This is a genomic window from Reyranella soli (assembly GCF_007992495.1).
Lineage (GTDB): Bacteria > Pseudomonadota > Alphaproteobacteria > Reyranellales > Reyranellaceae > Reyranella > Reyranella soli.
Window position 1 is genome coordinate 77,799 of record NZ_BKAJ01000069.1, and the last position, 22,361, is coordinate 100,159.

24 protein-coding genes are annotated in these 22,361 nt (G+C 66.1%); 8 read left to right on the plus strand and 16 right to left on the minus strand.

The features are described from left to right. Positions 1–9 precede the first annotated feature (9 nt). Positions 10–756 carry an SDR family oxidoreductase gene (locus RSO01_RS19530; RefSeq protein ID WP_147150975.1) on the minus strand — a complete coding sequence of 249 codons (747 nt, stop codon included), beginning with the start codon at positions 754–756 and terminating at the stop codon, positions 10–12. A gap of 180 nt (positions 757–936) precedes the next feature. On the opposite strand from RSO01_RS19530, the gene RSO01_RS47390 reads away from it, so the two are divergent. Both RSO01_RS47390 and RSO01_RS19540 read left to right on the plus strand, forming a co-directional pair. After that, on the plus strand, positions 937–1,200 hold the full coding sequence (locus RSO01_RS47390) for a Rid family hydrolase (protein ID WP_170303200.1): 264 nt from the start codon (positions 937–939) through the stop codon (positions 1,198–1,200). Positions 1,201–1,614: 414 nt separating this feature from the next. Continuing rightward, entirely contained in the window at positions 1,615–1,884 is a 270-nt protein-coding gene (locus RSO01_RS19540; protein ID WP_170303201.1) for a hypothetical protein, read from the plus strand. Here the strand turns inward: RSO01_RS19540 and RSO01_RS19545 are convergent. Further along, entirely contained in the window at positions 1,881–2,897 is a 1,017-nt protein-coding gene (locus RSO01_RS19545) for an alpha/beta hydrolase (protein ID WP_170303202.1), read from the minus strand. The two genes, RSO01_RS19540 and RSO01_RS19545, sit on opposite strands and share 4 nt — an antisense overlap. On the opposite strand from RSO01_RS19545, the gene RSO01_RS19550 reads away from it, so the two are divergent. The 5 genes from RSO01_RS19550 to RSO01_RS19570 are packed head-to-tail and all read left to right on the plus strand — an operon-like array spanning position 2,896 to position 5,840. Beyond that, entirely contained in the window at positions 2,896–3,120 is a 225-nt protein-coding gene (locus tag RSO01_RS19550) for a zinc-finger domain-containing protein (RefSeq protein WP_218037393.1), read from the plus strand. The two genes, RSO01_RS19545 and RSO01_RS19550, sit on opposite strands and share 2 nt — an antisense overlap. Before the next feature lie 11 nt (positions 3,121–3,131). Continuing rightward, positions 3,132–3,590, plus strand: coding sequence for a MaoC family dehydratase (locus tag RSO01_RS19555; protein ID WP_147150985.1), 459 nt, complete (start codon positions 3,132–3,134; stop codon positions 3,588–3,590). A gap of 15 nt (positions 3,591–3,605) precedes the next feature. Beyond that, a complete protein-coding gene (locus RSO01_RS19560; RefSeq protein ID WP_147150987.1) occupies positions 3,606–4,397 on the plus strand; it encodes a crotonase/enoyl-CoA hydratase family protein in 792 nt (263 codons plus the stop codon). Next, the gene (locus RSO01_RS19565) at positions 4,390–5,208 is read left to right on the plus strand and encodes a phytanoyl-CoA dioxygenase family protein (RefSeq protein WP_147151020.1); all 819 of its coding nucleotides are present in this window, start codon (positions 4,390–4,392) and stop codon (positions 5,206–5,208) included. Before RSO01_RS19560 ends, RSO01_RS19565 begins: the two co-directional genes overlap by 8 nt. Further along, a complete protein-coding gene (locus RSO01_RS19570; RefSeq protein ID WP_170303203.1) occupies positions 5,205–5,840 on the plus strand; it encodes a LysE family translocator in 636 nt (211 codons plus the stop codon). The genes RSO01_RS19565 and RSO01_RS19570 overlap by 4 nt, the downstream gene beginning before the upstream one ends. Positions 5,841–5,842: 2 nt before the next feature. Here the strand turns inward: RSO01_RS19570 and RSO01_RS19575 are convergent, their stop codons facing one another. From RSO01_RS19575 to RSO01_RS19600, 6 genes are read right to left on the minus strand one after another with little or no spacing between them, the layout of a single operon-like run. Next, on the minus strand, positions 5,843–6,235 hold the full coding sequence (locus RSO01_RS19575) for a hypothetical protein (protein WP_147150990.1): 393 nt from the start codon (positions 6,233–6,235) through the stop codon (positions 5,843–5,845). Between the two features lie 44 nt (positions 6,236–6,279). After that, complete coding sequence (locus RSO01_RS19580; RefSeq protein WP_147150992.1) at positions 6,280–7,302, minus strand: NADPH:quinone oxidoreductase family protein; 1,023 nt, start codon at positions 7,300–7,302, stop codon at positions 6,280–6,282. Further along, positions 7,303–8,073, minus strand: coding sequence for a crotonase/enoyl-CoA hydratase family protein (locus tag RSO01_RS19585; RefSeq protein WP_147150994.1), 771 nt, complete (start codon positions 8,071–8,073; stop codon positions 7,303–7,305). A 10-nt stretch (positions 8,074–8,083) separates the two neighbouring features. Then, positions 8,084–8,461: a hypothetical protein gene (locus RSO01_RS19590; RefSeq protein ID WP_147150996.1), complete on the minus strand. Its 378-nt coding sequence runs from the start codon at positions 8,459–8,461 to the stop codon at positions 8,084–8,086. Further along, complete coding sequence (locus tag RSO01_RS19595; protein ID WP_147150998.1) at positions 8,458–8,916, minus strand: hypothetical protein; 459 nt, start codon at positions 8,914–8,916, stop codon at positions 8,458–8,460. Before RSO01_RS19595 ends, RSO01_RS19590 begins: the two co-directional genes overlap by 4 nt. Positions 8,917–8,920: 4 nt before the next feature. Continuing rightward, positions 8,921–10,108 (minus strand): urate hydroxylase PuuD, encoded by a 1,188-nt coding sequence (locus RSO01_RS19600; protein ID WP_147151000.1) that lies wholly within the window; start codon positions 10,106–10,108, stop codon positions 8,921–8,923. Positions 10,109–10,199: 91 nt separating this feature from the next. Between RSO01_RS19600 and aceB the strand changes: the two genes are divergently transcribed. Next, positions 10,200–11,810: a malate synthase A gene (gene aceB / locus RSO01_RS19605; RefSeq protein WP_246158580.1), complete on the plus strand. Its 1,611-nt coding sequence runs from the start codon at positions 10,200–10,202 to the stop codon at positions 11,808–11,810. 90 nt (positions 11,811–11,900) lie between these two features. Here aceB and RSO01_RS19610 read toward each other — a convergent pair whose 3' ends face one another. The 8 genes from RSO01_RS19610 to RSO01_RS48450 all read right to left on the minus strand — a co-directional run. Further along, the gene (locus RSO01_RS19610) at positions 11,901–13,175 is read right to left on the minus strand and encodes an acyl-CoA dehydrogenase family protein (protein ID WP_246158582.1); all 1,275 of its coding nucleotides are present in this window, start codon (positions 13,173–13,175) and stop codon (positions 11,901–11,903) included. Between the two features lie 201 nt (positions 13,176–13,376). Then, positions 13,377–15,074, minus strand: a complete 1,698-nt coding sequence (locus RSO01_RS19615) for a formate--tetrahydrofolate ligase (RefSeq protein ID WP_147151005.1) — start codon at positions 15,072–15,074, stop codon at positions 13,377–13,379. A 154-nt stretch (positions 15,075–15,228) separates the two neighbouring features. Then, on the minus strand, positions 15,229–16,158 hold the full coding sequence (locus RSO01_RS19620) for a methionyl-tRNA formyltransferase (RefSeq protein WP_147151007.1): 930 nt from the start codon (positions 16,156–16,158) through the stop codon (positions 15,229–15,231). A gap of 6 nt (positions 16,159–16,164) precedes the next feature. Beyond that, positions 16,165–17,592, minus strand: a complete 1,428-nt coding sequence (frc, locus tag RSO01_RS19625; RefSeq protein WP_147151009.1) for a formyl-CoA transferase — start codon at positions 17,590–17,592, stop codon at positions 16,165–16,167. A gap of 42 nt (positions 17,593–17,634) precedes the next feature. Continuing rightward, a complete protein-coding gene (gene oxc, locus RSO01_RS19630) occupies positions 17,635–19,365 on the minus strand; it encodes an oxalyl-CoA decarboxylase (protein WP_147151010.1) in 1,731 nt (576 codons plus the stop codon). Between the two features lie 22 nt (positions 19,366–19,387). Next, positions 19,388–20,077: a GntR family transcriptional regulator gene (locus RSO01_RS19635; protein WP_218037394.1), complete on the minus strand. Its 690-nt coding sequence runs from the start codon at positions 20,075–20,077 to the stop codon at positions 19,388–19,390. Between the two features lie 119 nt (positions 20,078–20,196). Continuing rightward, on the minus strand, positions 20,197–22,017 hold the full coding sequence (locus RSO01_RS19640; RefSeq protein ID WP_218037395.1) for an ABC transporter ATP-binding protein: 1,821 nt from the start codon (positions 22,015–22,017) through the stop codon (positions 20,197–20,199). A 144-nt stretch (positions 22,018–22,161) separates the two neighbouring features. Further along, on the minus strand, positions 22,162–22,361 hold a 200-nt coding region (locus RSO01_RS48450; protein ID WP_218037396.1), incomplete at its 5' end, for a hypothetical protein.

Genomic DNA, 22,361 nt, shown 5'->3' on the forward strand with positions numbered 1-22,361 from the left:
CGGTCGGGCTCAGCGCGCTCGCGGATGAAACTGCGAGCCGCCATAGGATTGGTCGGTGGGCACGATCTCCATGTAGCTCACGTCCATGCGCTGCGGCGCGCCCAGCACGAACATGACGGCCTCGGCGATATCGTCGGGCTGCAGGCAGTCGAAGGCGTCATAGAAGCGGCGGCGGCCTTCTTCGCGGTCCTCCACCAGGGCGAGATGGGCGCCGGTCTCGACCCGGCCCGGCGAGATCTCGCTCACGCGCACGCCCGTGCCGTGCAGGTCGATCCGAAGCGTCTGGCCGAGGCTGCGGATCGCGGCCTTGGTCATGGCATAGACCGGCATGCCGGGAATGGGTGACACCGCTGCGATAGAACCCAGATTGACGATATGGCCGCGGCCGCGCGCCTTCATGCCGGGCACCGTGGCGGCCAGGCAGTTCAGCGTGCCCTTGATGTTGACGGCCATGAGCTGATCGATCGCATCGGGTGCGGTCTCCCACGACAAGCCGCCGCGCACCAAGGCGGACGCGTTGTTGACCAGGATGTCGGCGTCGAGGCCGCTCATGGCGCTCAGCACGGCATCGCGATGACTGATGTCGAGCGCCAACGGCCGGCAGCCGGTTTCGCGTGCCAGCTCGCTGAGATCGTCGGCCGAACGCGCGACGGCCCAGACATCCAACCCGCCGATGCGCAGTTGCCGGACGATCGCGGCGCCGATGCCGCGGCTGGCGCCGGTGACGATGGCGGTGCGATAGCGGTCGAGCGACATGGGTCTCCTTTACGCGGCACCGGCTGGCCGCCTAGATTGCGCGCCCACGATAGGCGAGCAAACCATGGCGAAGAAACTCTTTCCCGACGGAACGGAAGTCGTCCCCTTCTATGTCCGCGCGATCCGCAGCGGTCCACTGGTCTTCGTATCGGGCACGACCTCGCTCGATTCAAGGGCCGGGTGCAGGGCAAGGACGCCGCCGAGCAGACCACGATCACGGTCGCCAAGATCGAGGCGGCGCTGAAGAAGGCCGGCTGCAAGCTCAGCGATCTCACCCAGATGACCATCTTCGTCACCGAAATCCGCGACATGGGCGCGGTGTCGAAGGCGCTGGGCAAGGCGCTCAAGGGATCGGTCGTGACCTCGACCCTGGTGGCGGTGAGCGCGCTCGCCGTGCCCGGCCTGGTGGTCGAGATCGAAAGCATGGGCGTGGTCGGGAGCTGAGTGATCAGTACTGCGCCGGCGGATAGGAGAGGCGGTTGCGACTGAGCAGGTCCTCGAGCGCCTTGATGCCCTGGGCATAGCGCCCCTTCTGGCAATCGATGCCGGCGCCCAGCCGGATCATGTCGGGACCACCGGAGCCTTCGCTTCGCCGCGTGCCGTACCTGTCAAAGATGGCGCCGAGCTCGGCGCAGCGCGCCGCCAGCTGCTCGTTGGTCGGCTGTGCCCTGGCGCTTGATGCCGCGATTCAGGATCAAAGAAGCGACACAAGCCAATCGCATCGAGTTCTCCAAAACGTCGACCCTATACGAGCGCCCTGGTGCGAGGTACTGTCATGTGCCCGGTCGGCCACCGGCAAATAAGGGGGGAGAGAACATGGTCTTGCGCGTGACGGCTCGGTCGATTGTTGTCCTCGGCATGGCTGTTCTTGCCGTCGCTTGCACCGATCCCAAGACAGTGCCCGGCCCAGATCCCAGCTCCGACACCAATGCCACGATGGTCACCTGGACTGACGGCAAGCAGGCGATCCAGATCACTTGCGGCATGCCGGGTGGTTGCCAGAACCGCGCGCTGGCCATGTGCAAGGGCAACTACACCGTCCTCAACATGGACAACATGCCGACCCGAGGCGATGCCAGCGCCGTGCGCGGCAGGGGCACGGTCGTGGTGCGCTGCGCCGGCGCCTAGCGGCGCTTGGAGCCCCACAACGCTGCCAGTTCGGGCTGAGAGCGCTCCGCTTCGGCGCCCGAGGGCAGCGCGGCGTCATGATTGGCGATCCAGACGGCAACGTCGGCCGCCACCGTCTTGCCCTCCTTGTCGCGCAGCAGCAGGTGGTAGCCCTCCTTGTAGAAGGCGAGCTTGGAATCGGGTCGGCGCGGCATGACTTCGATGGCCGCCTTCACCGGCTGCTGCGGAATGATGCGATCGCCGAGGCCGTGCAGCATCAGATAGGGCACATGCACGCGCGTCGCCGACTCGCGCGCGGCATCCATCAAGTCGACCAAGCCGTAGCCCATGTCGAGCCGTGCCTGGCGCAGCATCTGCGGATCGTTGCGCAGCTTCTCCAACGTCTTGGGATTGTCGGTCGGCTTGTAGTCGATCGAGGTCGGGCCCGAAGGAAGCCACGGGATGGTGTGGGCAAAGAACCACAGGCCGGCGGTCGCCACCGGGCCGAAGGTATCGCGCGAGCGTAGCGCCGTGGCGAGCAGGATCAGCCCGTCGATTTGCGCGCCCTGGTCCTCCGCGACCAGCGCCACCGCGCCGCCCATGCTTTCGCCGGCGAGATAGATCGGCACGCCGGGATACCGGGCGCGCAGCAGCGAAACCATCGTCTTGGCATCGTCGACCAGGGCCTCGGTGCCGGGCCACCGGCCGCGCGTCGGACTGCCGCCGAAGCCGCGCTGGTCGTAGGAATAGGTGGTGATGCCATCCTTGGCCCAGATCTCGGCCGGCTCGTCCCACGCCTTGCGATAGTCGCCGAAGCCGTGCAGTCCCAGAATCACCGCCTTCGGCTTGCCTCCCTCGGACTTGTCGGCGGCGGCCGGCCAGACGGCGACCGGTAGCGACGTGCCGTCGGCTGCGACATAACGGTCGGACGTGAGGGTAGGTGCATGGGCCGATCCGTTTCCCGACTGTCCGTTGCCCGAAATTGTGGGCCGAACGGTGGGGGCGCAGGCGGAAAGCATGACCAGGGCCGCCATGGCCGCTATCATCGCCAGCCGCGAAAGGAGTGAGATTGTGACCGAGCCGTTTGAAGTCATCACTGTTGATACTGACCGTGTCGCCTGCGATGGCGGGGGCGGTGCCCTGGGCCATCCTAAAGTTTACCTCAACCTGGGCGAAGAGGGGCGGGTGGAGTGCCCCTATTGCAGCAGGCTCTATGTGCTGGCCGAGGGCGCCAAGCCCGACGCCCACGCCCATTGACGGCCACGACCATGAAGCAGCTCGGCGAGGGCTGGAACTGGCGCGAGCTCAAGATCGGCGACTGCTTCGTCACCTATGGTCGGACCTTATTCGAAGCTGATCTGCTGAATTTCGTCACTCTTTGCGGCTTTTCCGAGGAGTTGTTCACCAACAAGGAGTACGTGAAGGAGCACGCGCCGATGCGCGGCGGCCATCCCGTGCCAGGCGCCCTGGTCTATTCCATGGCCGAGGGGCTGGTGATCCCGACGACCCTGCAGGGCACGGGGCTCGCCTTCCTGTCGATGGGCTTCGACATTAAGGGGCCGACTTATGTCGGCGACACGATCCATGTCGAGATCGAGCTCACCGAGATCCGGCCGACTTCCAAGGATCCGATGCGCGCGTTGGTGCGCACCACGAACGCCGTGAAGAAACAGACGGGCGAAACGGTCCTGGTCTACACGCCGCTGCGCATGATGCAGGGGCGCTAACAGCGGGAGGCGCGCATGGCCAAGGTCGCTGTCGACAAGCAAGGGGCGATCACGATCGTCGCCATCGACCGCTTCAAGGAAGCGCGCAATGCCGTCGATCCGGAGACCGCGGTGCTGTTGCGCGACGCCTTCCTCGCCTTCGATGCCGATGCGAGCCAGTCGGTGGCGATCCTGACTGGCCGCGGCGGCACCTTCTGTGCCGGCTACGATCTCAAGGTGGCGGCGGGCCGCAATCCGGACGAGGCGTCAGCAAGCGCGCTGCGCAATGTCGAAGGTCCGGGGCCGATGGGTCCGACGCGGCATTTGCTCTCCAAGCCGGTGATCGCTGCGGTCGAGGGCTATGCCGTGGCGGGCGGCCTCGAGTTGGCGCTGTGGTGCGACATGCGCGTAGCCTCCGACAGCGCGAAGTTCGGAGTCTTCTGCCGGCGCTGGGGCGTGCCGCTGGTCGACGGCGGCACAGTGCGCCTGCCGCGCCTGATCGGCCACAGCCGCGCCCTCGACATGATCCTGACCGGTCGCGAGGTCGGTGCGCGCGAGGCGTTCGATTGGGGCCTGGCCAATCGCCTGGTGCCGGAAGGCCAGGCCTTGCCCGAGGCGATCGCGCTTGCACAGCAGCTCGCCCGCTTCCCCCAGACCTGCATGCGCTCCGATCGCCTGTCGTCCTACGAGCAATGGGCGCTGGAGGTCGGCCCGTCGCTGGTCAACGAAGCGCGGCGCGGCGTGCCGGCCCTGCAGGCCGAGGCTCGTTCCGGCGCCGCGCGCTTCGCCGACGGCAAGGGCCGCGGCGGCAGCTTCGGGCATATCTGATGGTGGGCTTGCCGACCGACGAGGAGGTCGTGCGCTACCGCGCCGCGGCGCTGTCTGCCTGCGCGGTGCTTTCCCGCTCGACTGGATCGAGCGCCTGCGCGAGGCGATCGATGCCGACATGGCGAGCCCCGGCCCCATGGTCCGGCGCAACACGCCGCAAGGCGCGCCGGGCCTGTTCTTCGTCGACTTCCAGCTCTGGCAACGCCATCCGGCCGCCCGCGACTTCGTCTATCGCTCGCCGGCGCGCGAGATCGCGGCGCGCCTCATGGGCTCGCGCGAGGTCGTCTACTATCACGATCACCTTCTGGTGAAGGAGCCGGGCACGCGCGAGCGCACGCCCTGGCATCACGACCAGCCGTACTATCCGATCGACGGCGAGCAGATTGTCTCCCTTTGGCTGCCACTCGATCCGGTCGATCGCGCGACCTGCGTCGAATACGTGAAGGGTTCGCACCGCTGGGGCCGATGGTTCCAGCCGAAGTTCTTCCGGCAGGGCGGTGTCGACCTGGCGGTCGCCGATCCGCGCTTCGAGCCGCTGCCCGACCTCGACGCCGAGCGCGAGCAACACGAATTCCTCGCCTGGGACATGGAACCAGGCGACGTCATCGCCTTCCATGCGCTCACGCTGCACGGCGCGTCAGGCAACCTTTCGACCTCGCGCCGGCGCCGCGCCTGGGCCACGCGCTGGTGTGGCGACGATGCGCGTTACGCCGCGCGCGTCGGCCAGATCTCGCCGCCGCTGGAAGGGCACGGGCTCAAACCCGGCGACAGGCTTGAATGCGAAATGTTCCCGAAGGTGTTGTCCGCTTGAACGAGCTCATCGTGTTTGCCGGCGTGATCGCGCTGGCCTCTGTGTCGCCCGGCCCCAAGGTCATCCTGGTCGTCAATCACACCCTGAGCTTCGGGCTGCCGCGCATCGTGCCGACCATCCTCGGCAACATCTCCTTGCTCTTCCTGGTGGCCGTGGCGGCGGCGCTCGGGGTCAGCGCGGTGCTGATGAGCGTCCCGGCCGCCTACGATGGGCTACAGGCCATCGGGGCAGCCTATCTCGCCTATCTTGGCATTAAAGCGTTGCGCAATGCCTGGCGGTCGCGTGGCGGCGCGGTCGTCGATGGCCAACCGGCGGAGTCTGCCGGCCCGGTTCGGCGCTATCTCCAGGCGTTCTTCGTCAGCGCGACGAACCTCGGCTCGGTGTTCTTTCTGGCCGCGCTCTTTCCCAACTTCCTGCATCACGACCAGCCGCTGCTGTCGCAATTTGTGGCCCTGTTCGCCACGCTCATCGTTGTCGTTGGCGCTGTCCATTTCGGTTACGCCCTTTCCGCCGCCGCGGTGCAATCACGGCTCGGCGCCCGGCGTTTCCGGTCGGCGGTGCAGACGGCTTCGGGCGTCGCCCTGCTGGGCTTCAGCGCTGCGATTTTCGGCAGTGTACTGCGTCGAACCTGAGATCAACCGCCGGGCTTCGGAGGGCTATCCGGCTGCGAGTCCAGCCACTGCCGCGCCAGGTGGAGCTCGCGGAAGATCTTGATCGGCCGGTCGGCCTCGGCAAGAGCGACGAACATGCGGGCCTGCTCGTAGCTCTTCTGGGTCGTGGCGACGATGGCCAATGGGCCGATCTTGCCCAGCGGTATGTAGGCGCGGATACGCGCGCCCAGCGCCATCAAGTCGTCATCGCTGAGGTTGGGCGTCGCCAGCGTCATGTCGAAGATCTTGCGATACGCCAAGGCATTCGCCGTCATGACGCCATCGAGGTAGTGCTCGATATCCAGAAGGCGGAGGCTACCCTTGGCGACCGCGATCACCAGGCGCGTCGGGTGAGATACGGTCCACTGTACCGGCATGCCTGCGAACTATGCCGGAAGGCCACTGACAGACAAGCCTCCCGTTAGGGGACAAGAACGGCCTTGCCCACAACCGTGCGCTCCTCGATCAGCTTGAAGCCCTGGACCCAGTCGGCGAGGTCGAAAGTGCCGGCGACCGTGGCCCTGAGCTTGTCCTCGGTGAACCAGCGCATCAGCTCGGTCTGCGCCGCCGTAACCATGGCCCGGCGCTTCGCCAACGAAGCCATGTCCTTCTCGGTTGGCTCGCCGCGGCCGCCCCAGCCCGTGTAGTAGCCGTAGTAGAAGCCGATCACCGTCACATTCTTGACCAGCAGGATGTTGGCCGGAATTTGCGGAATGGTGCCGCTGGCGAAACCCATCGGGATCAAGCGGCCCTCCGGCGCGACGCAGCGCAGCGAGACGTCGAAAGCCGATCCGCCGACGGGATCGTAGATGACGTCGGCGCCGCGACCACCGGTCAGCTCCAGCACGCGGCTGCGAAGATCTTCCGAACGATAGTCGATCAAATGATCGGCGCCGGCTTCCTTCGCGGCGGCGAGCTTGTCGGCGCCGCCGGCCGAGGCGATGACGACGGCGCCCATCGCCTTGCCGACCTCGATCGCTGTCAGGCCCGAGCCGCCGCCTGCGCCATGCACCAGCAATACTTCGCCTGGCTGCATGTCGGCCTTCCATTTCAGCGCGCCGTAGGCCGTCGGGTACAGCGTCGGGAAATTGGTTGCCTGCGCGTAGGGCATGGTCTCCGGGATCGGCACGACATTCGCCGCCGTCGCCACGGCGTATTCGGCAAAGGCGCCCTGGCTCACGCCAGTGGCGACACGTTGGCCGACCGAGAGGTCGGTGACGCCTGGACCCAGCGTGACGATATGGCCGGCCATCTCGTTGCCGGGAACGTAGGGCAGGGGCGGCTTGTTCTGGTGCTTGCCTTGGACACCCAGCATGGCGGCGAAGCTCACGCCGGCCGCGCCGACTCGCAGCAACACCTCGCCTGCCTTGGGCTCCGGCACCGGCACGTCGGCAATCTTGAGACTATCGATCGGCCCATAAGCTTCGCAAACCAACGCCCGCATTCACTGCCTCTCGAATTTGCCGTGGCGACCTTCACCTTCGGCGAAGCGCGCTGCGCCTTTCTGCGATTCCTGCCGCCGCGCCGCCAGCGACAACTCCATTTCCCGCCGCACCGCGGAAGCCTGGTCGCGATCGAAGCTCTCATAGGCCGATTGCCGGTCCGAAGTCATGGCAATCGGCGGGAAGCCCGCGATCTGGCGGGCGAGCGCTTCGGCCTCCATCCGCGTCGTGCCCCGCGCCACCTTGCGGGTGGCGAGCCCGATGGCGATCGCCTCGTCGGCGCCGACGGCGCGACCGGTCAGCAGCATGTCGAGCGCGCGGCCCTGGCCGACGATGCGCGGTAGGCGCACGGTCGTGCCGTCGCTCATCGGCACGCCCCAGCGACGCGAGAACACGCCGAAGGTCGCCGTGTCATCGACGATGCGGATGTCGCAGAACAACGCCACGCCCAGCCCGCCGGCGCAGGCATGGCCCTCGATGGCGGCGATGACCGGCTTGGCAAGCGGCGCGCGCAAGGGGCCGTCATCGCTGCCGGCCCATGGAAAGTAGTCGGTGCCCGAGCCCAGCTCCTTGAGGTCGGCTCCGGCGCAGAAGGCGCCGCCCGTTCCCGTCAGCACGGCAACGCGTGCCTCGGTGTCGGCCTCGAAGGCTTTCAGTGCCGCGGCCAGGGCGTGGGCCGCCTCATTGTCGAGGGCGTTCTTCGCCTGCGGTCGATTGATGATGATCGTGGTGACGGGCGGCGCCGTCTCGACAAGGATTTTCGGCTGGTTCATCAGGCTCTGTTCAGCGAATAGTCGCCAGTTCGTCCTCGAGCTGGCCGTTGGAGCTGAGTGGCGTGCGGAAGTACCACCAGTTCCTCTGCGGCGTCCATTTCTCCTTCCGGGCCGTGCCCTTGCCCCAGACGCACTTCTTGAAGTCGCGGGTCGCCGCCAGGAACGCCTTGTCGGCCTGCTCGAGCTTGAGCGCGTGCTCGCCCAGCTCCTCGCTGCTGAACATCGGCAGCGCCTCGAGGATCAGCTCGCGCACGTCGACGTCGTTCAGCCAGTTGTCGAGGTCGAAGCTGTAACCCTTGGCCAGGTCGGTGGTGAATTCGGCCCACTGGTCGACAAGCTCGCGCAGGTCGGCCACGTCGGGCGGGCCGGGCGGTGGCGGTGGTTTCATTCCCCACGCTCCGCCTGGCGCCGCCAGTAGCGCTCGCCGTCGTTGGGCTTGAAGAAGGTACGGATGACGCCGTTGGGATTGAAGGCGATGAAGGCACCTGTCTGCTGGTCGTAGCGTGTGACGACGCCGTCGCGTCGAACGGCTTCGAGCACCGGTCCGCCGACCTTGGTATCGCGCAGGAGCTGGGCCTGGCGCAGATAGTCCTGCTTGGTGATGCGGCCGAACTCGGCACCGTGCTTCTCGAAATGCTCGTCGAGCCGGCGCTGGTCGGCGAAGCCAATGGTTGGCCCGAAGCCGCGCCCCTCGAGCTGCGCCGTTTCGGTGGCGGCGGCACTGCGCACGACATCGCGCTGGCCGCGTTCGCTGACATGCGTCCAGTAGAGAAAGATCGCGATCGCCGCCAGCGCCGCCGTCAGCAAGCGGCGCCATGGCATCTGTCCCGGGCGGGCCATCATGGCGCTATTGTGCGCCGCCCTTGAACCAGCGCGCAATCAGGCGTCGCTCGGCATCGGTAATATGGGTCAGGTTGCCAGGCGGCATGACCCGGGTCACCCAGACCTGCTGGTTGATCATCGCCGCCCGGGCCCGGATTTCCTCGGGCGTTTCGAGGAGGACGCCCTTGGGCGGCGCGGCGAAGCCTTCCTGCGTGGGCTTGGTGGCGTGGCAGGATTGGCAGCGTTCCTTGAAGATCGGCTGGACCTCGGCAAAGGACGCGGGTGGGCCGATGTCGGCCTCGGGTCGGGGCAGGGAGACGATGGCGGTGATCGCCAGCATGACCAGTCCTGCCGCCAGCACCAGAGGGTTCTGGTTGCCCTTGTGGCGCTGCACGAACCACACCCGCACGAGGGCGCCAGATGCCGAGATCAGGAGCAGCAGGACCCAGTTCCACGGATGCCCGTACAGCCCGGCGTAGTGGTTGCTGATCATGGTGAACAGCACAGGCAGCGTGAAATAGGTGTTGTGGACCGAGCGCTGGCGGCCCATCAGCCCGTACTTCGGATCGGGTGTGCGGCCTTCTTCCTTGGCCTTCACCAGCTCGCGCTGGCCGGGGATGATCACGAAGTAGACGTTCAGCACCATGATGGTGCCGAGCATCGCGCCGAAATGGAGGTAGGCGCCGCGACCGGAGAACAGGTGGCAGAGCGCCCAGGCCGACACGGCGCAATAGATGATGAGCAGGCCGCCCAGGAGGGCATCGTCCTCGCCGAAGGCCGAGCGGCAGAGCCCGTCATAGACCAGCCAGCCCAGCACCAGGAAGCCGAGGCCGATGGCGATCGCCTCGACTTTGGTGAGCGGCATCACCGACGGGTCGATCAGCGCCACTTCCGCGCCGTAGTAGTAGACCAGGCACAGCAGGAAGAAGCCCGTGATCAGGGTGGTGTAGGCCTCCCACTTGAACCAGTGCAGCTCGGGCGGAAGCTTCTCTGGCGCCAGCGTGAACTTCTTGGCGGTGTAGAAGCCGCCGCCATGGACCGCCCAGACCTCACCGCCGATGCCCTTGGCGGCGTCGGCCGGATCGAGCGGCGGATGAAGATGGTTGTCCAACCAGATGAAATAGAAGGAAGCGCCGATCCAGGCGATGCCCACGATCATGTGGGCCCAGCGCAGCACCAGATTGAGCCATTCAACGACGAAAGCAGCATCCATGCGTTGTCGTAGCGCCTTGCCCCAAGTGCTCTCAAGGCCCTATATCGCGCTCCCCTGCGAGCAAATTAGCGATTTTGAGGGAGTGCATATAGTGGCGTTGGATCTTCCCGAAGGCGTTTCGATCGACGGCGTCATCAACCCCGATTTCGAGAAAGTGCTCACCAAGGAGGCAGTGGCCTTCGTCGCCGACCTGCAGCGCCGCTTCAATCCACGCCGGGAGGAACTGCTGGCCGCCCGGGCCGAACGCCAGCAGCGGCTGGATGCCGGGGAGAAGCCGGATTTCCTACTCGAGACGGCGCAGATCCGGGAGAGTGACTGGACCGTGGCACCCCTGCCGCAGGACATCCTCGACCGCCGCGTCGAGATCACCGGGCCGGTCGATCGCAAGATGATCATCAATGCCCTGAACTGCGGCGCCAACGTCTTCATGGCCGATTTCGAGGATGCCAGCACGCCTACTTGGACCAACATGGTCGACGGGCAGTTCAACCTGGCGAGCGCCGTGCATCGCGAGATCGACTATGTCGATCCGCAGTCGGGACGCGAATACCGGCTGAATGAGAAGACCGCCGTGCTCTTCGTGCGGCCGCGCGGCTGGCACCTGCCGGAAAAGCACATGACCGTCGACGGCGTGCCGATGTCGGGCTCGCTGTTCGATTTCGGCCTGTACTTCTTCCACAACGCGGCGGAGCTCGTGGCGCAGGGCACCGGCCCGTACTTCTATCTGCCCAAGATGGAGAGCCATCTCGAGGCGCGGCTGTGGAACGACGTGTTCGTCCATGCCCAGGATGCGCTCGGCATCCCGCAGAAGACGATCAAGGCCACGGTGCTGATCGAGACCATCCTCGCGACCTTTGAGATGGACGAGATCCTGTGGGAGCTGCGCGATCACTCGGCCGGCCTCAATTGCGGCCGCTGGGACTACATCTTCAGCTTCATCAAGAAGTTCCGCGAGCAGGAGTGGTCGGTTCTGCCTGATCGCGCCCAGGTCACCATGACGGCGCATTTCCTGCGCTGCTACAGCCAGCTCCTGATCAAGACCTGCCATCGCCGCGAGGTCCATGCCATGGGCGGCATGGCCGCTCAGATCCCGATCAAGAACGATCCTGCGGCCAATGAGGCGGCGATGGAGCGCGTGCGCGCCGACAAGAAGCGCGAAGCGAGCGATGGTCACGACGGCACCTGGGTCGCCCATCCCGGCCTGGTGGAGATCGCCAAGGCGGAGTTCGACGCGGTGATGAAGGGCGCCAACCAGATCGCCCGCAAGCGGCAGGACGTGCACGTCAGCGCGGCCGACCTGATCGTCGCGCCCGAGGGTACCAAGACCGAGGCCGGCCTGCGCCAGAACGTGGCCGTCGGTATCGGCTACGTCGAGGCGTGGCTGCGCGGCATCGGCTGCGTGCCGCTGTTCAACTTGATGGAGGATGCCGCCACCGCCGAGATCAGCCGCGCGCAGGTCTGGCAGTGGGTGCGCCATGGCCAGACCCTGCAGGACGGCCGGCCGGTCACGAAGGAGTTCGTGCGCGAGATCGTGCGCGAGGAGAACGACAAGGTGAAGGCGGCGATGGGCGAGGACGCCTACGCCAAGGGCCGCTACGAGGATGCGGCCCAGCTCATGATCGACCTGGTCGAGCAGCCGGTCTTCGAGGAGTTCCTGACCCTGCCGGCCTACGAGCGCATCCTGGCCGACGAGAAGGCATAGTCATGCCGGAGCGCGGACCTCCAGGTCCGCTCAAGTAATCGCTTCAACGATAAGATGAGCGGACCTGGAGGTCCGCGCTCCGGCAAGAGATCAGTGCCGGCTGAGCTCGGCCCGGCCCACCACCATGTGATGGACCTCGTCCGGGCCGTCGGCCAAGCGCAGGGTGCGCTGCTGGGCGTACATCTCGGCCAGCGGCGTCCATTGCGAGATGCCGGTGGCGCCGTGGATCTGGATGGCCTGGTCGATGATCTGGCACACCCGCTCCGGCACCATGGCCTTCACCATGCTGACCCACACGCGGGCCTCGCGGTTGCCCAGCACGTCCATCGCCCTGGCGGCCTTCAGAACCATCAGCCGCATGGCCTCGATCTCGATGCGGGCGCGCGACACGGTCTCGAGGTTCTTGCCGAGCGCGATCAGGTTCTTGCCGAACGCCTGGCGCGTCGAGCCGCGCTTGACCATCAGGTCGAGCGCCTTCTCGGCGGCGCCGATCGAGCGCATGCAGTGGTGGATACGGCCCGGTCCGAGGCGGACTTGCGAGATCTCGAAGCCGCGGCCTTCGCCCAGCAGGATGTTTTCCTTGGGCACCCGGACATTCTCGAACTTGATATGCATGTGGCCACGCGGCGCGTGATCGTGGCCGAAGACGCACATCGGCCCCAGGATCTTCACGCCGGGCGTGTCGATGGGCACCAGGATCTGCGACTGCTGGAACTGCGGTGAGGCGTCGGGGCTGGTCTTGACCATGGTGATCATGATCTTGCAGCGCGGATCGCCGGCACCGGAGATGTAGTACTTCTCGCCGTTGATGACCCAGTCGTCGCCGTCGAGCTCGGCGCGGGTGGCGACGTTCTTGGCATCCGACGAGGCGACGTTCGGCTCGGTCATCGCATAGGCCGAGCGGATCTCGCCGTTGAGCAGCGGCTTCAGCCACTTCTCCTTCTGCTCCGGCGTGCCGACCTTCTCCAGCACTTCCATGTTGCCGGTGTCCGGCGCCGAGCAGTTCAGAGACTCCGACGCGAGCGGCTGCTTGCCGAGCTCGGCGGCGATGTAGGCGTAGTCGAGGTTGGTGAGGCCGCGGCCGATCTCCGAGCCGGGCAGGAAGAAGTTCCACAGGCCAGACTTCTTGGCCTTGTTCTTGGCGCCCTCGAGCAGCTCGAGCTGCCCGGGCGCCCAGCTCCAGTTATCCTTGCGGCCTTCGCCCAGCTCGAAGAACTTGTCCGAGATCGGCGCGACGTTCTCCTCGATATGCTTCATCACCGCGTCGAACAGGGGCTGGGCCTCCTTCGACATGGCGAGGTTGTTGAGCTCGGGATTGTTGAGGTCGGGACGCACCGGCGCGTCCCGCTTGGCCATCACGTTCATCGGGGTCTCCTCTTTCTTGCTGGAGAGACCCTAAAGCGAATTCCGGAAAGGCGAAACCTTGCGGACACGACTCACGTTCCTCTCCCCCGCTAGGGGGAGAGGATAGGAGAGGGGGCTGCGACAGCTCGTGCAACCCCCTCTCCCAACCTCTCCCCCTAGCGGGGGAGAGGAGCATGAGTGCTGCGCGTGGGGAGGAGGTCCTTAGAACAGGCCGACAATCTTGCCGTCAGGGCCGATATCGATGCTGTTGGCAGCCGGGACCTTGGGCAGGCCGGGCATGGTCATGATGTCGCCGCACACCGCCACCACGAACTCCGCCCCAGCCGACAGGCGAACTTCGCGCACCGTCACCACATGGTCGTTCGGCGCCGCCTTGGAATCGGGGTTGGTCGAGAAGCTGTACTGCGTCTTGGCGATGCACACCGGCACTTTGCCGAAGCCCATGGCCTCGAACGAGGCGAGCTGGTCCTGCACCGGCTTGGCGATGGCAATGTCGCGGGCGCGATAGATCTCCTTGGCAATGGTGCGGATCTTTTCGACCAGCGGCATGTCGTCGGGATAGAGCAGCTTCATGTTGCTCTTGCCACTGTCGACCGCCTTGACCACGGCACGGGCCACATCGGCGGCGCCCTTGCCACCCTCGGCCCAGTGATCGGCCATCACCGCCTCGACGCCGAGCTTGGCGCAGGCCGACTTCACCAGGGCGATCTCGGCGTCGGTGTCGGCGCTGAAGCGGTTGATCGACACCACCGGCACCAGCCCGAATTTTTGGACATTCTCGACATGGCGCTGCAGGTTGGACATGCCCACTTCGAGCGCCTTCAGGTTCTCGGTCTTGAGGTCTTCCTTCTTCACGCCACCATGCATCTTGAGCGCGCGGATGGTCGCCACCAGCACCACCGCATCGGGCTTGAGCCCGGTCTTGCGGCACTTGATGTCGATGAACTTCTCACCGCCCAGATCGGCGCCGAAGCCTGCTTCGGTGACCACGTAGTCGGCGAGCTTCAGCGCCGTCGTCGTGGCGAGCACCGAGTTGCAGCCGTGGGCGATGTTGGCGAACGGGCCGCCATGGATGAAGGCGGGCGTGCCCTCGAGCGTCTGCACCAGGTTGGGCGCAAGCGCATCCTTCAGCAGCACCGCCATCGGCCCATGCGCCTTGAGGTCGGCGGCGCGCACCGGCTTACGGTCGCGCGTGTAGGCCACGATGATGTTGCCCAGCCGCGTCTTCAGGTCCTCGAGGTCCTTGGCCAGGCAGAAGATCGCCATGACCTCGGAAGCCACGGTGATGTCGAAACCGTCCTCGCGCGGGAAGCCGTTGGCGACTCCGCCCAGCGACGACACCATCTGGCGCAGGCTGCGGTCGTTCATGTCGATGGCGCGACGCCAGGCGACGCGGCGGCCGTCGATGCCGAGGGCGTTGCCCCAGTAGATGTGATTGTCGATCAGCGCCGACAGCAGGTTGTGTGCGGCGCCGATGGCGTGGAAGTCGCCGGTGAAGTGAAGGTTGATGTCCTCCATGGGCACGACCTGGGCGTAGCCGCCGCCGGCCGCGCCGCCCTTCATGCCGAAGGACGGTCCGAGCGACGGCTCGCGCAGGCAGAGCATGGCCTTCTTGCCGATATGGTTCAGCGCGTCGGTCAGGCCCACCGTGGTCGTGGTCTTGCCTTCGCCGGCCGGCGTCGGCGAGATCGCCGATACCAGGATCAGCTTGCCGTTGGGCTTGTCCTTCAGCGACTTGACGTAGTCCATCGAGACCTTGGCCTTATAGTGGCCGTAGGGATCGAGGTTCTCCGGCGCGATGCCCAGTTTCTCTTTGGCCAGCTCCATGATCGGCCGTTTGATGGCTTCCTGGGCGATCTGGATGTCGGTCTTTGGATTGGTGTGCTGAGACGCAGGCATCGGACGTTTCCTCTCGATTACGAAAACAACCTCACCCTGAGGAGCCACGCGAAGCGTGGCGTCTCGAAGGGTGGAGCCAGTCTTTTTGTTGCCCACCCTTCGAGACGCGCCCTGCGGGCGCTCCCCAGGGTGAGGAAGTTCGTTTGCTCCAAGCTCAGACCAGTCGCGCGCCAACAGCGAGCTTGGCGGCCGCCGCCCATTCGCCGGCCGCGACTTTCGGGCCGTCGGCAGGCTTCACGCGCAGGACCTTGATGCGGCCGTCAGGCACGACGACGGTGAAGCCGTCAGCCGAGACGTCGACGATCTCGCCATACTTGCCGCCGATCCCCTTGGGATCGCGTGCCGGCAGGGGCTGGATGTCGAAGATCTGCAGGTTCTTGCCGTCGATCGTCGTCCAGGCGCCGGGCGCGGGATTGCAGCCGCGGATCAGCGGATCGATCTGGCGCCACGATTTGCCCCAGTCGATGCGGGCGATATCGGCCGTGGCACGGCCTTCGTAGGTGGCCTTCGACTCGTCCTGCTTGATGCGCGGCGCTTTGCCCGCCTTCACCAGGTCGACCGATTCCAGCATGGCGTCGACGCCCATCGGGAACAGGCGGTCGAAGTAGACCGTGCCCAGCGTGTCCTTCGGACTGATCGGCGTCGTCTTCTGCAGCAGCACGTCACCGGTATCGAGACCGTTGTCGGGCCAGAAGATCGAGAGGCCGGTTTCCTTCTCACCCAGGATGATCGGCCAGTTGATCGCGCTGGCGCCGCGGTAGGCCGGCAGCAGCGACGGGTGGTACTGGATCGAGCCGTGCGTCGGGATGTTCAAGAACTCCTCGGGCACGAACAGGGTCACGAAAGCCATGACCTGCAGGTCGGGCTTCAGCGCCTTGAACTCTTCCCATACCTCGGGCTTGCGGTAGGAGGCGGGTTGGAACACCGGCAGCTTGGCCGCCAGCGCCGCCTCCTTCAGCGGATCGGCCTTCTGGCCGGGCTTCTCCGGCGCCACATAAACGCCGACGATGTTTTCGCCGCGCTTCAGCAGCGCTTCCAGCACGGCCTTGCCGAAGGCCTGCTGGCCATGGACCACGATGCGCATGATGTTCTACTCCGCCGCTTGGGCCTTCGGTGCCTCGCCCGTCGCGCCCGATGCCTTGATCTCGGCGATCTCGCGCGGCGTGAACTTCAGCACCTTGGTCAGGATCTCGTCGGTGTGTTCGCCCAGGAGAGGCGAACGCTTCACTTCGGAGATCGAGTCGGAGAGCTTGATCGGATTGCCGACCGACAGGTACTTGCCGCGTTTCGGATGGTCGACCTCGACGATGGTGCCGGTGTGGCGCAGCGACGGCTCCTCGGCCAGCTCCTTCATCGACAGGATCGGACCGACGGGAATGTCGAGCGCGTTGCACTCGTTCATGACGTCGAACTTGCTCTTGGTCATGGTCCACTGCTCGATGCGCTCGAAGATCTCCTTCAGACGGGGCAGGCGGGCCGGCGGCTTGGCGTAGTCCGGATGGGTCTTCCAGTCGGGCTGGCCGATCAGGTCGCAGATCTTCTCCCAGACCGGCGCCTGGGTGATGAAGTAGATGTAGGCGTTGGGATCGGTCTCCCAGCCCTTGCACTTCAGGATGACGCCCGGCTGGCCGCCGCCGGAGTCGTTGCCGGCGCGCGGCACAGCATCGCCGAACGGGATGCCCTGGCCGTACTGCGTGTATTCCTTGAGCGGGCCGTGGGCGAGGCGCTGCTGGTCGCGCAGCTTGACGCGGCAGAGATTCAGCACGCCATCCTGCATCGAAGCCAGCACGCGCTGGCCGCGGCCGGTGCGCTTGCGCTGGTAGAGGGCGCTCACGATGCCCAGCGCCAGGTGCAGGCCGGTGCCGGAATCGCCGATCTGCGCGCCGGTGACCAGCGGGATGCCGTCATGGAAGCCCGTGGTCGAGGCCGCGCCGCCGGCGCACTGCGCCACGTTCTCGTAGACCTTGCAGTCCTCATAGGGTCCGGGGCCGAAGCCCTTCACCGAGGCCACGATCATGCGCGGGTTCAGCGCATGGATGTGCTCCCAGGTCAGCCCCATGCGGTCGAGCGCGCCCGGTGCGAAGTTCTCGACCAGCACGTCACAGGTCTTCACCAGGCGCTCCAGAACCTTCATGCCCTCCTTGCTCTTGGAATCGAGCGTGATGGAGCGCTTGTTGTGGTTGAGCATGGTGAAATAGAGGCTGTCGGCGCCCGGCACGTCGACGAGCTGGCCGCGCGTGATGTCGCCCGTGCCCGGCCGCTCGACCTTGATCACGTCGGCGCCGAACCAGGCCAGCAGCTGCGTGCAGGTCGGTCCGGACTGGACGTGGGTGAAGTCGAGGATCTTCACGCCGTCGAGCGCCTTGCCGTCCTCGCCCCAGGCCTTCTTCGAAACCTTCGGCAGGCCGTTGCCGTTCGCCTTCTTGGCGACGACCTTGAGCACCGGCTTCTTGGCCGCCTTGGCTTTCTTGGAAGCCTTGTCCTTGCTCTTCGCCTTCTTGTCCTTCTTCTTAGCCATGTCTTTCTCCGGTCGCTTGAATGTCGTTGATGCCGCGAAGACCTACTTCTTGCGCAGCTTGCTTTGCGGATTGAGGTTGCCGATGCGGCCGCTCTCGGCGCCGGCTGCCGGGTCGATGACGGCGTTGATCAATGTCGGCTTGCCTGAGTCGAGCGCCTCGTTGACCGCGCGCCGCAGGTCGTCGGGCGTGGTGGCGTTCACGCCGACGCCGCCGAAGGCCTCGGCCATCTTGTCGTAGCGCGCGCCCTTCACGAAAGCCGTCGTCGCCGGGTCCGAGCCGCCGCCGGTGTTCACACCGTCGCCGCGATAGATGCCGTCGTTGTTGAAGACCACGACGCAGACCGGCAGCTTGTATCGGCAGATCGTCTCGATCTCCATGCCGCAGAAACCGAAAGCGCTGTCGCCTTCGACCGCCAGCACGGGATGGCCGGTCTCGACGGCGGCGGCGATGGCCGAGCCCATGCCGACACCCATGACGCCCCAGGTGCCGACATCGAGCCGCTTGCGCGGCTTGTACATGTCGATCGCGCCGCGGGCGAGATCGAGGGTGTTGGCGCCCTCGTTGACCAGGATCGTGTCCGGCCGCTCCTTGATGATGGTGCGCAGCGCACCCAGCGCGCCGTGATAGTCCATCGGCGATTTGTTGTTCATGAAGCGCGGCGCCATCTTGGCGATGTTCTCGTCGCGCTTGGCCGTGACCGTGCCGGTCCAGTCGGCGGGCGCCTTCGGCCAGCTGCCACCCATGCCGTCGAGCAGGGCCTCGACGCAGGAGCCAATATCGCCGACCACGGGGGCGGCGATTTCGACGTTGCTGTCCATTTCGCGCGGCTCGATGTCGACGTGGATGAACTTCTTGGGCGCGTCGCCCCAGGTCCTGCCCTTGCCGTGTGAGAGCAGCCAGTTGAGCCTGGCGCCGATCAGCATGACGACGTCCGAGTCCTTCAGCACCGTCGAGCGGGCCGCACCGGCGCACTGCGGATGCATGTCCGACAACAGGCCCTTGGCCATGCTCATCGGCAGGAAGGGCACGCCGCTCTTCTCCACCAGCGCCTTGATCGCGTCGTCGGCTTGGGCGTAGGCGGCCCCCTTGCCCAGGATGATCAGCGGCCGCTTGGCGGCCTTCAGCACATCGAGGGCGCGCTTGACCGCGGCCGGGCCCGGGAACTGCGCCGGCGCGGCATCGACCACCTTGACCAGCGACTTGGCGCCGACATCGGCATTGATGACCTGGGCGAAGAGCTTGGCGGGCAAGTCCAGATAGACGCCACCCGGACGGCCGGACACCGCGGCGCGAATGGCGCGCGCGAGGCCGATGCCGATGTCCTGCGCGTGCAGCACGCGATAGGCCGCCTTGCACAAGGGCTTGGCGATGGCGAGCTGGTCCATCTCCTCGTAGTCGCCCTGCTGCAGGTCGACGATCTCGCGCTCCGACGAACCCGAGACCAGGATCATGGGGAAGCAGTTGGTGGTGGCATGGGCGAGCGCCGTCAGGCCGTTGAGGAAGCCGGGCGCGGAGACGGTGAGGCAGACGCCGGGCTTCTTGGTCAGGAAGCCTGCGATCGCCGCGGCGTAGCCCGCGTTCTGCTCGTGACGGAACGACAGCACGCGGATGCCGGCGGCCTGCGCCAGGCGGCCGAGGTCGGTGATGGGAATCCCCGGCACACCATAGATCGTGTCGATGCCGTTCAGCTTCATGGCATCGATGACGAGGCTGAAGCCGTCCGTCAGGTCCTGGGTCTCGTCTACTGTTTCCTTGAGTGCTGCTTCGGCCATGCGTTCCTCCCGAATTCCTCTCTCAGTCCAGATAATCGGCGTGCTTTGCGACATGCTCGGCGAGACCGAGCGCATGCTGGCGCACCAGGTCCTCGGCGCGCTCGGTGTCGCGCGCCTCTAGTGCCTGGATGATATTCATGTGATCGCGGATCGAGCGGTCGACGCGGTCATCTTCGCCGATCGTGGCGCCGCGGATCATGCGCATGTGGGTGAACAGGTTCTCCGCCAGCCGGATCAGCGCCTTGTTGCCGCTGAGCTCGATGATGCTTTGGTGAAAGTTGATGTTGACCTCGGAATAGTCGTCGAGCTTGGCGTGCAGCTTGTCGCCTTCGAAGGTCGTGAACATTCGCCGCAACCCGGCAATGTCCTCGTCGCTGGCGTGCTCGGTGATCAGGCGCGCCGCCATGCTTTCCAGCGCGGCCCAGGCCTGGATCAGCTCGATCACCTCGCCCTTGGTCTTGCGCACGACATAGACGCCGCGGCGCGGGACGGAGCGGACGAAGCCCTCGCGCTCGAGCTGCGCCATCGCCTCGCGTACCGGCGTGCGCGAGATCCCGAAATCCTGCGCGAGCTGGCGCTCATCGAGGCGGATGTCCGTACGCGAACGATAGATGCCTGAGGACGTGATGACGTTCCGCAAGGCCGCATAGGCCTTGTCCTTGAATGTCTCCCGACTATCGATCGGGGCGACCACCAGGCGCGCTTCGCTCATGGAAACGGACTGTTCCCTCGTTGCTGCCGGCCCCACCGGCTTATACATTATTCATAATACCACGGCGGACCATCGTCCAATGGTCCGCCGTGATATTTTATTGCGCGGTGAGTGCCCGATTACGCTGCCGCGAGATCGTCGCCACTGTCCTCCGCGTGGCCTTCGGCCTGACGCTCGACCAGGCGGCGGTAGATGCCGCCCTTGATCCGCATCAGGGCGGCATGGTTGCCGTCCTCGACGACGCGACCGTGGTTGAAAACCAGGATACCGTCGAGCTCGCGCACCGTGGACAGGCGGTGGGCGATCACGAGCGTCGTCCGGCCCTGCATCAGCGTATGCATGGCGTCCTGGATCAACGCCTCCGACTCGCTGTCCAGGCTCGAGGTTGCCTCGTCCAGGATCAGGATCGGCGCATTGGCCAGGAAGGCGCGCGCGATCGCCACCCGCTGGCGCTCGCCGCCCGAGAGCTTGACGCCGCGCTCGCCGACCAGGGTGGCGTAGCGCTGCGGCAGCCGTTCGACGAACACGTCCGCATGGGCAAGCCGCGCCGCCGCCTCGATCTCGGCCATGGTGGCGTCGGGCCGGCCATAGGCGATGTTGTCGGCGAGCGAGCGATGGAACAGCACCGGCTCCTGCTGCACGATCGCCACCTGCCGGCGCAGGCTCTCTTGGCGGACGTTGGCGATGTCCTGACCGTCGATCGTGATCTGTCCACCATCGAGGTCGTACAGCCGCTGCACCAGCTTGACGAAGGTCGTCTTGCCCGAGCCCGACCGTCCGACCAGGCCGACGCGCTGGCTGGCTGGAATGCGGACGGAGAACCCGTCATAGACCTGCCGGTCGAGCGCCGGATAGCGAAAGCGCACCTGGTCAAACTCGATGTCGCCACGCGTGATCGCGAGCTCGCCCGCGCCGGGCCGGTCTTCCACACCGAGCGGCTGCTCATGGAAGTCGACCAGCTCCTCCAGGTCGCTGGTCGACCTCTGCACGTTGTGCACGTGGTGGCCGATGTCGCGCAGGTAGCCGTTGATCACGCCATAGGCCGTGAGCACGAAGGTGACGTCACCCAGCGTCGCCGCACCCTGCCACCAGAACAACAGGGCGAGCCCGATCACGACGACGCGCAGCACCATCAGGATGGCCTGCTGCAGGATGCCGGTGAGGGTGTGCCTGTTCCAGGTCACCCAAGTGCGGGAGCGCCAGCGCGCCAGGACGCGGCCAAGGCGCGCGTCCTCGCGGGCTTCTGCGCCGAACGCCTTGACCACGGGGTTGCAGCTCACCGCATCGGCCAGCGCGCCGCCCAGGAGGCTATCCCAGGCGTTGGAGCGGCGCGTCGCGGGCGTGACGTAGTCGAGCGACAGCTTCACCGTCACCAGCACATAGAGGACGCTGCCGATGCCGACGGCCAATCCCATCGATGGCCAATGCCAACCGAACAGGATCGTCGCGCCAAGGAGCACGACCAGAGACGGCCACAGCGCCACCAGCACAGTGTCGTTCAGCAGGTCGAACGCCCACACGCCGCGCGTGAGCTTGCGCACCGTGGCCCCGGCGAAGCTGTTGGCATGCCAATCGGTGGAAAAGCGCTGGACGCGCCAGAAGGTCTCGTGCGCCACCTCGCTCATCATGCGCAAGGTGAAGCGTATGATGCCCCTGAACAGCCCGTAGCGCAGCGCCACGAGGGCCGCGCCGAGCCCGACAATAGCGAGGAATGCCTTGAGGGCGTCCAGCACGGCAGCATCGCGCGTCCGCGCGACGTCGGCCAAGGCGTCGATCATGTGCCCGGCGAAGAGCGGCACAGCGAGCTCGGCCGCCGCGATCAGCATCATGCCGGCCGCCATCACCGAGGCCAGGCGCCATTGCAGCCGCCAGCGGCCGGCGACGAACCGGATCGTCCGGATGAGCGGGTCTTTCCCTCGCTCGGATCTCCGAGAAGTCATTGCTCGATGCCACGCCCGCGAAAAGGCGATGGCCCCCGAAAAAGTCGTTCGACCGGCCGGGTGAACCGGCAACGTCCGACGAACGTGAATGGTCAGAAAAGCGGAAGAAGCAGGCGGCGCCCTCGGCGGCGGCCGCGCCCGGACCTAATGCCTGAAGCGGGCGAGGTCCGATTCGCAGCCGACGGGAGCGATGGCGTTGAACATGATGGAAAGCATCAACGTCTCCCTGGCTGGGGTTGTATCGAGGGCGCGCAAGCTATGCCGCGAAACGCCCGCAGGCAAGAGTACTTCGCTGAATTTCCGACCGAGGCTGTCGCACTGTGGCGGCGACGCCACAATGTCCC

Excerpts from the sequence above, each read along its gene's own strand:
- RSO01_RS19550 (WP_218037393.1), top strand. The coding sequence starts at position 2,896 with ATGGCCGCTATCATCGCCAGCCGCGAAAGGAGTGAGATTGTGACCGAG.
- frc (WP_147151009.1), bottom strand. The coding sequence starts at position 17,592 with ATGGCTAAGAAGAAGGACAAGAAGGCGAAGAGCAAGGACAAGGCTTCC.
- RSO01_RS19585 (WP_147150994.1), bottom strand. The coding sequence starts at position 8,073 with ATGAACCAGCCGAAAATCCTTGTCGAGACGGCGCCGCCCGTCACCACG.
- RSO01_RS19600 (WP_147151000.1), bottom strand. The coding sequence starts at position 10,108 with ATGGATGCTGCTTTCGTCGTTGAATGGCTCAATCTGGTGCTGCGCTGG.
- RSO01_RS19540 (WP_170303201.1), top strand. The coding sequence starts at position 1,615 with ATGGCTGTTCTTGCCGTCGCTTGCACCGATCCCAAGACAGTGCCCGGC.
- RSO01_RS19590 (WP_147150996.1), bottom strand. The coding sequence starts at position 8,461 with ATGAAACCACCGCCACCGCCCGGCCCGCCCGACGTGGCCGACCTGCGC.
- RSO01_RS19615 (WP_147151005.1), bottom strand. The coding sequence starts at position 15,074 with ATGCCTGCGTCTCAGCACACCAATCCAAAGACCGACATCCAGATCGCC.
- RSO01_RS19610 (WP_246158582.1), bottom strand. The coding sequence starts at position 13,175 with ATGAACGTGATGGCCAAGCGGGACGCGCCGGTGCGTCCCGACCTCAAC.
- RSO01_RS19595 (WP_147150998.1), bottom strand. The coding sequence starts at position 8,916 with ATGATGGCCCGCCCGGGACAGATGCCATGGCGCCGCTTGCTGACGGCG.
- RSO01_RS19620 (WP_147151007.1), bottom strand. The coding sequence starts at position 16,158 with ATGCGCATCGTGGTCCATGGCCAGCAGGCCTTCGGCAAGGCCGTGCTG.
- RSO01_RS19640 (WP_218037395.1), bottom strand. The coding sequence starts at position 22,017 with ATGACTTCTCGGAGATCCGAGCGAGGGAAAGACCCGCTCATCCGGACG.
- oxc (WP_147151010.1), bottom strand. The coding sequence starts at position 19,365 with ATGGCCGAAGCAGCACTCAAGGAAACAGTAGACGAGACCCAGGACCTG.
- RSO01_RS19545 (WP_170303202.1), bottom strand. The coding sequence starts at position 2,897 with ATGGCGGCCCTGGTCATGCTTTCCGCCTGCGCCCCCACCGTTCGGCCC.
- RSO01_RS19555 (WP_147150985.1), top strand. The coding sequence starts at position 3,132 with ATGAAGCAGCTCGGCGAGGGCTGGAACTGGCGCGAGCTCAAGATCGGC.
- RSO01_RS19560 (WP_147150987.1), top strand. The coding sequence starts at position 3,606 with ATGGCCAAGGTCGCTGTCGACAAGCAAGGGGCGATCACGATCGTCGCC.
- RSO01_RS19580 (WP_147150992.1), bottom strand. The coding sequence starts at position 7,302 with ATGCGGGCGTTGGTTTGCGAAGCTTATGGGCCGATCGATAGTCTCAAG.
- RSO01_RS19530 (WP_147150975.1), bottom strand. The coding sequence starts at position 756 with ATGTCGCTCGACCGCTATCGCACCGCCATCGTCACCGGCGCCAGCCGC.
- RSO01_RS19635 (WP_218037394.1), bottom strand. The coding sequence starts at position 20,077 with ATGAGCGAAGCGCGCCTGGTGGTCGCCCCGATCGATAGTCGGGAGACA.
- RSO01_RS19575 (WP_147150990.1), bottom strand. The coding sequence starts at position 6,235 with ATGCCGGTACAGTGGACCGTATCTCACCCGACGCGCCTGGTGATCGCG.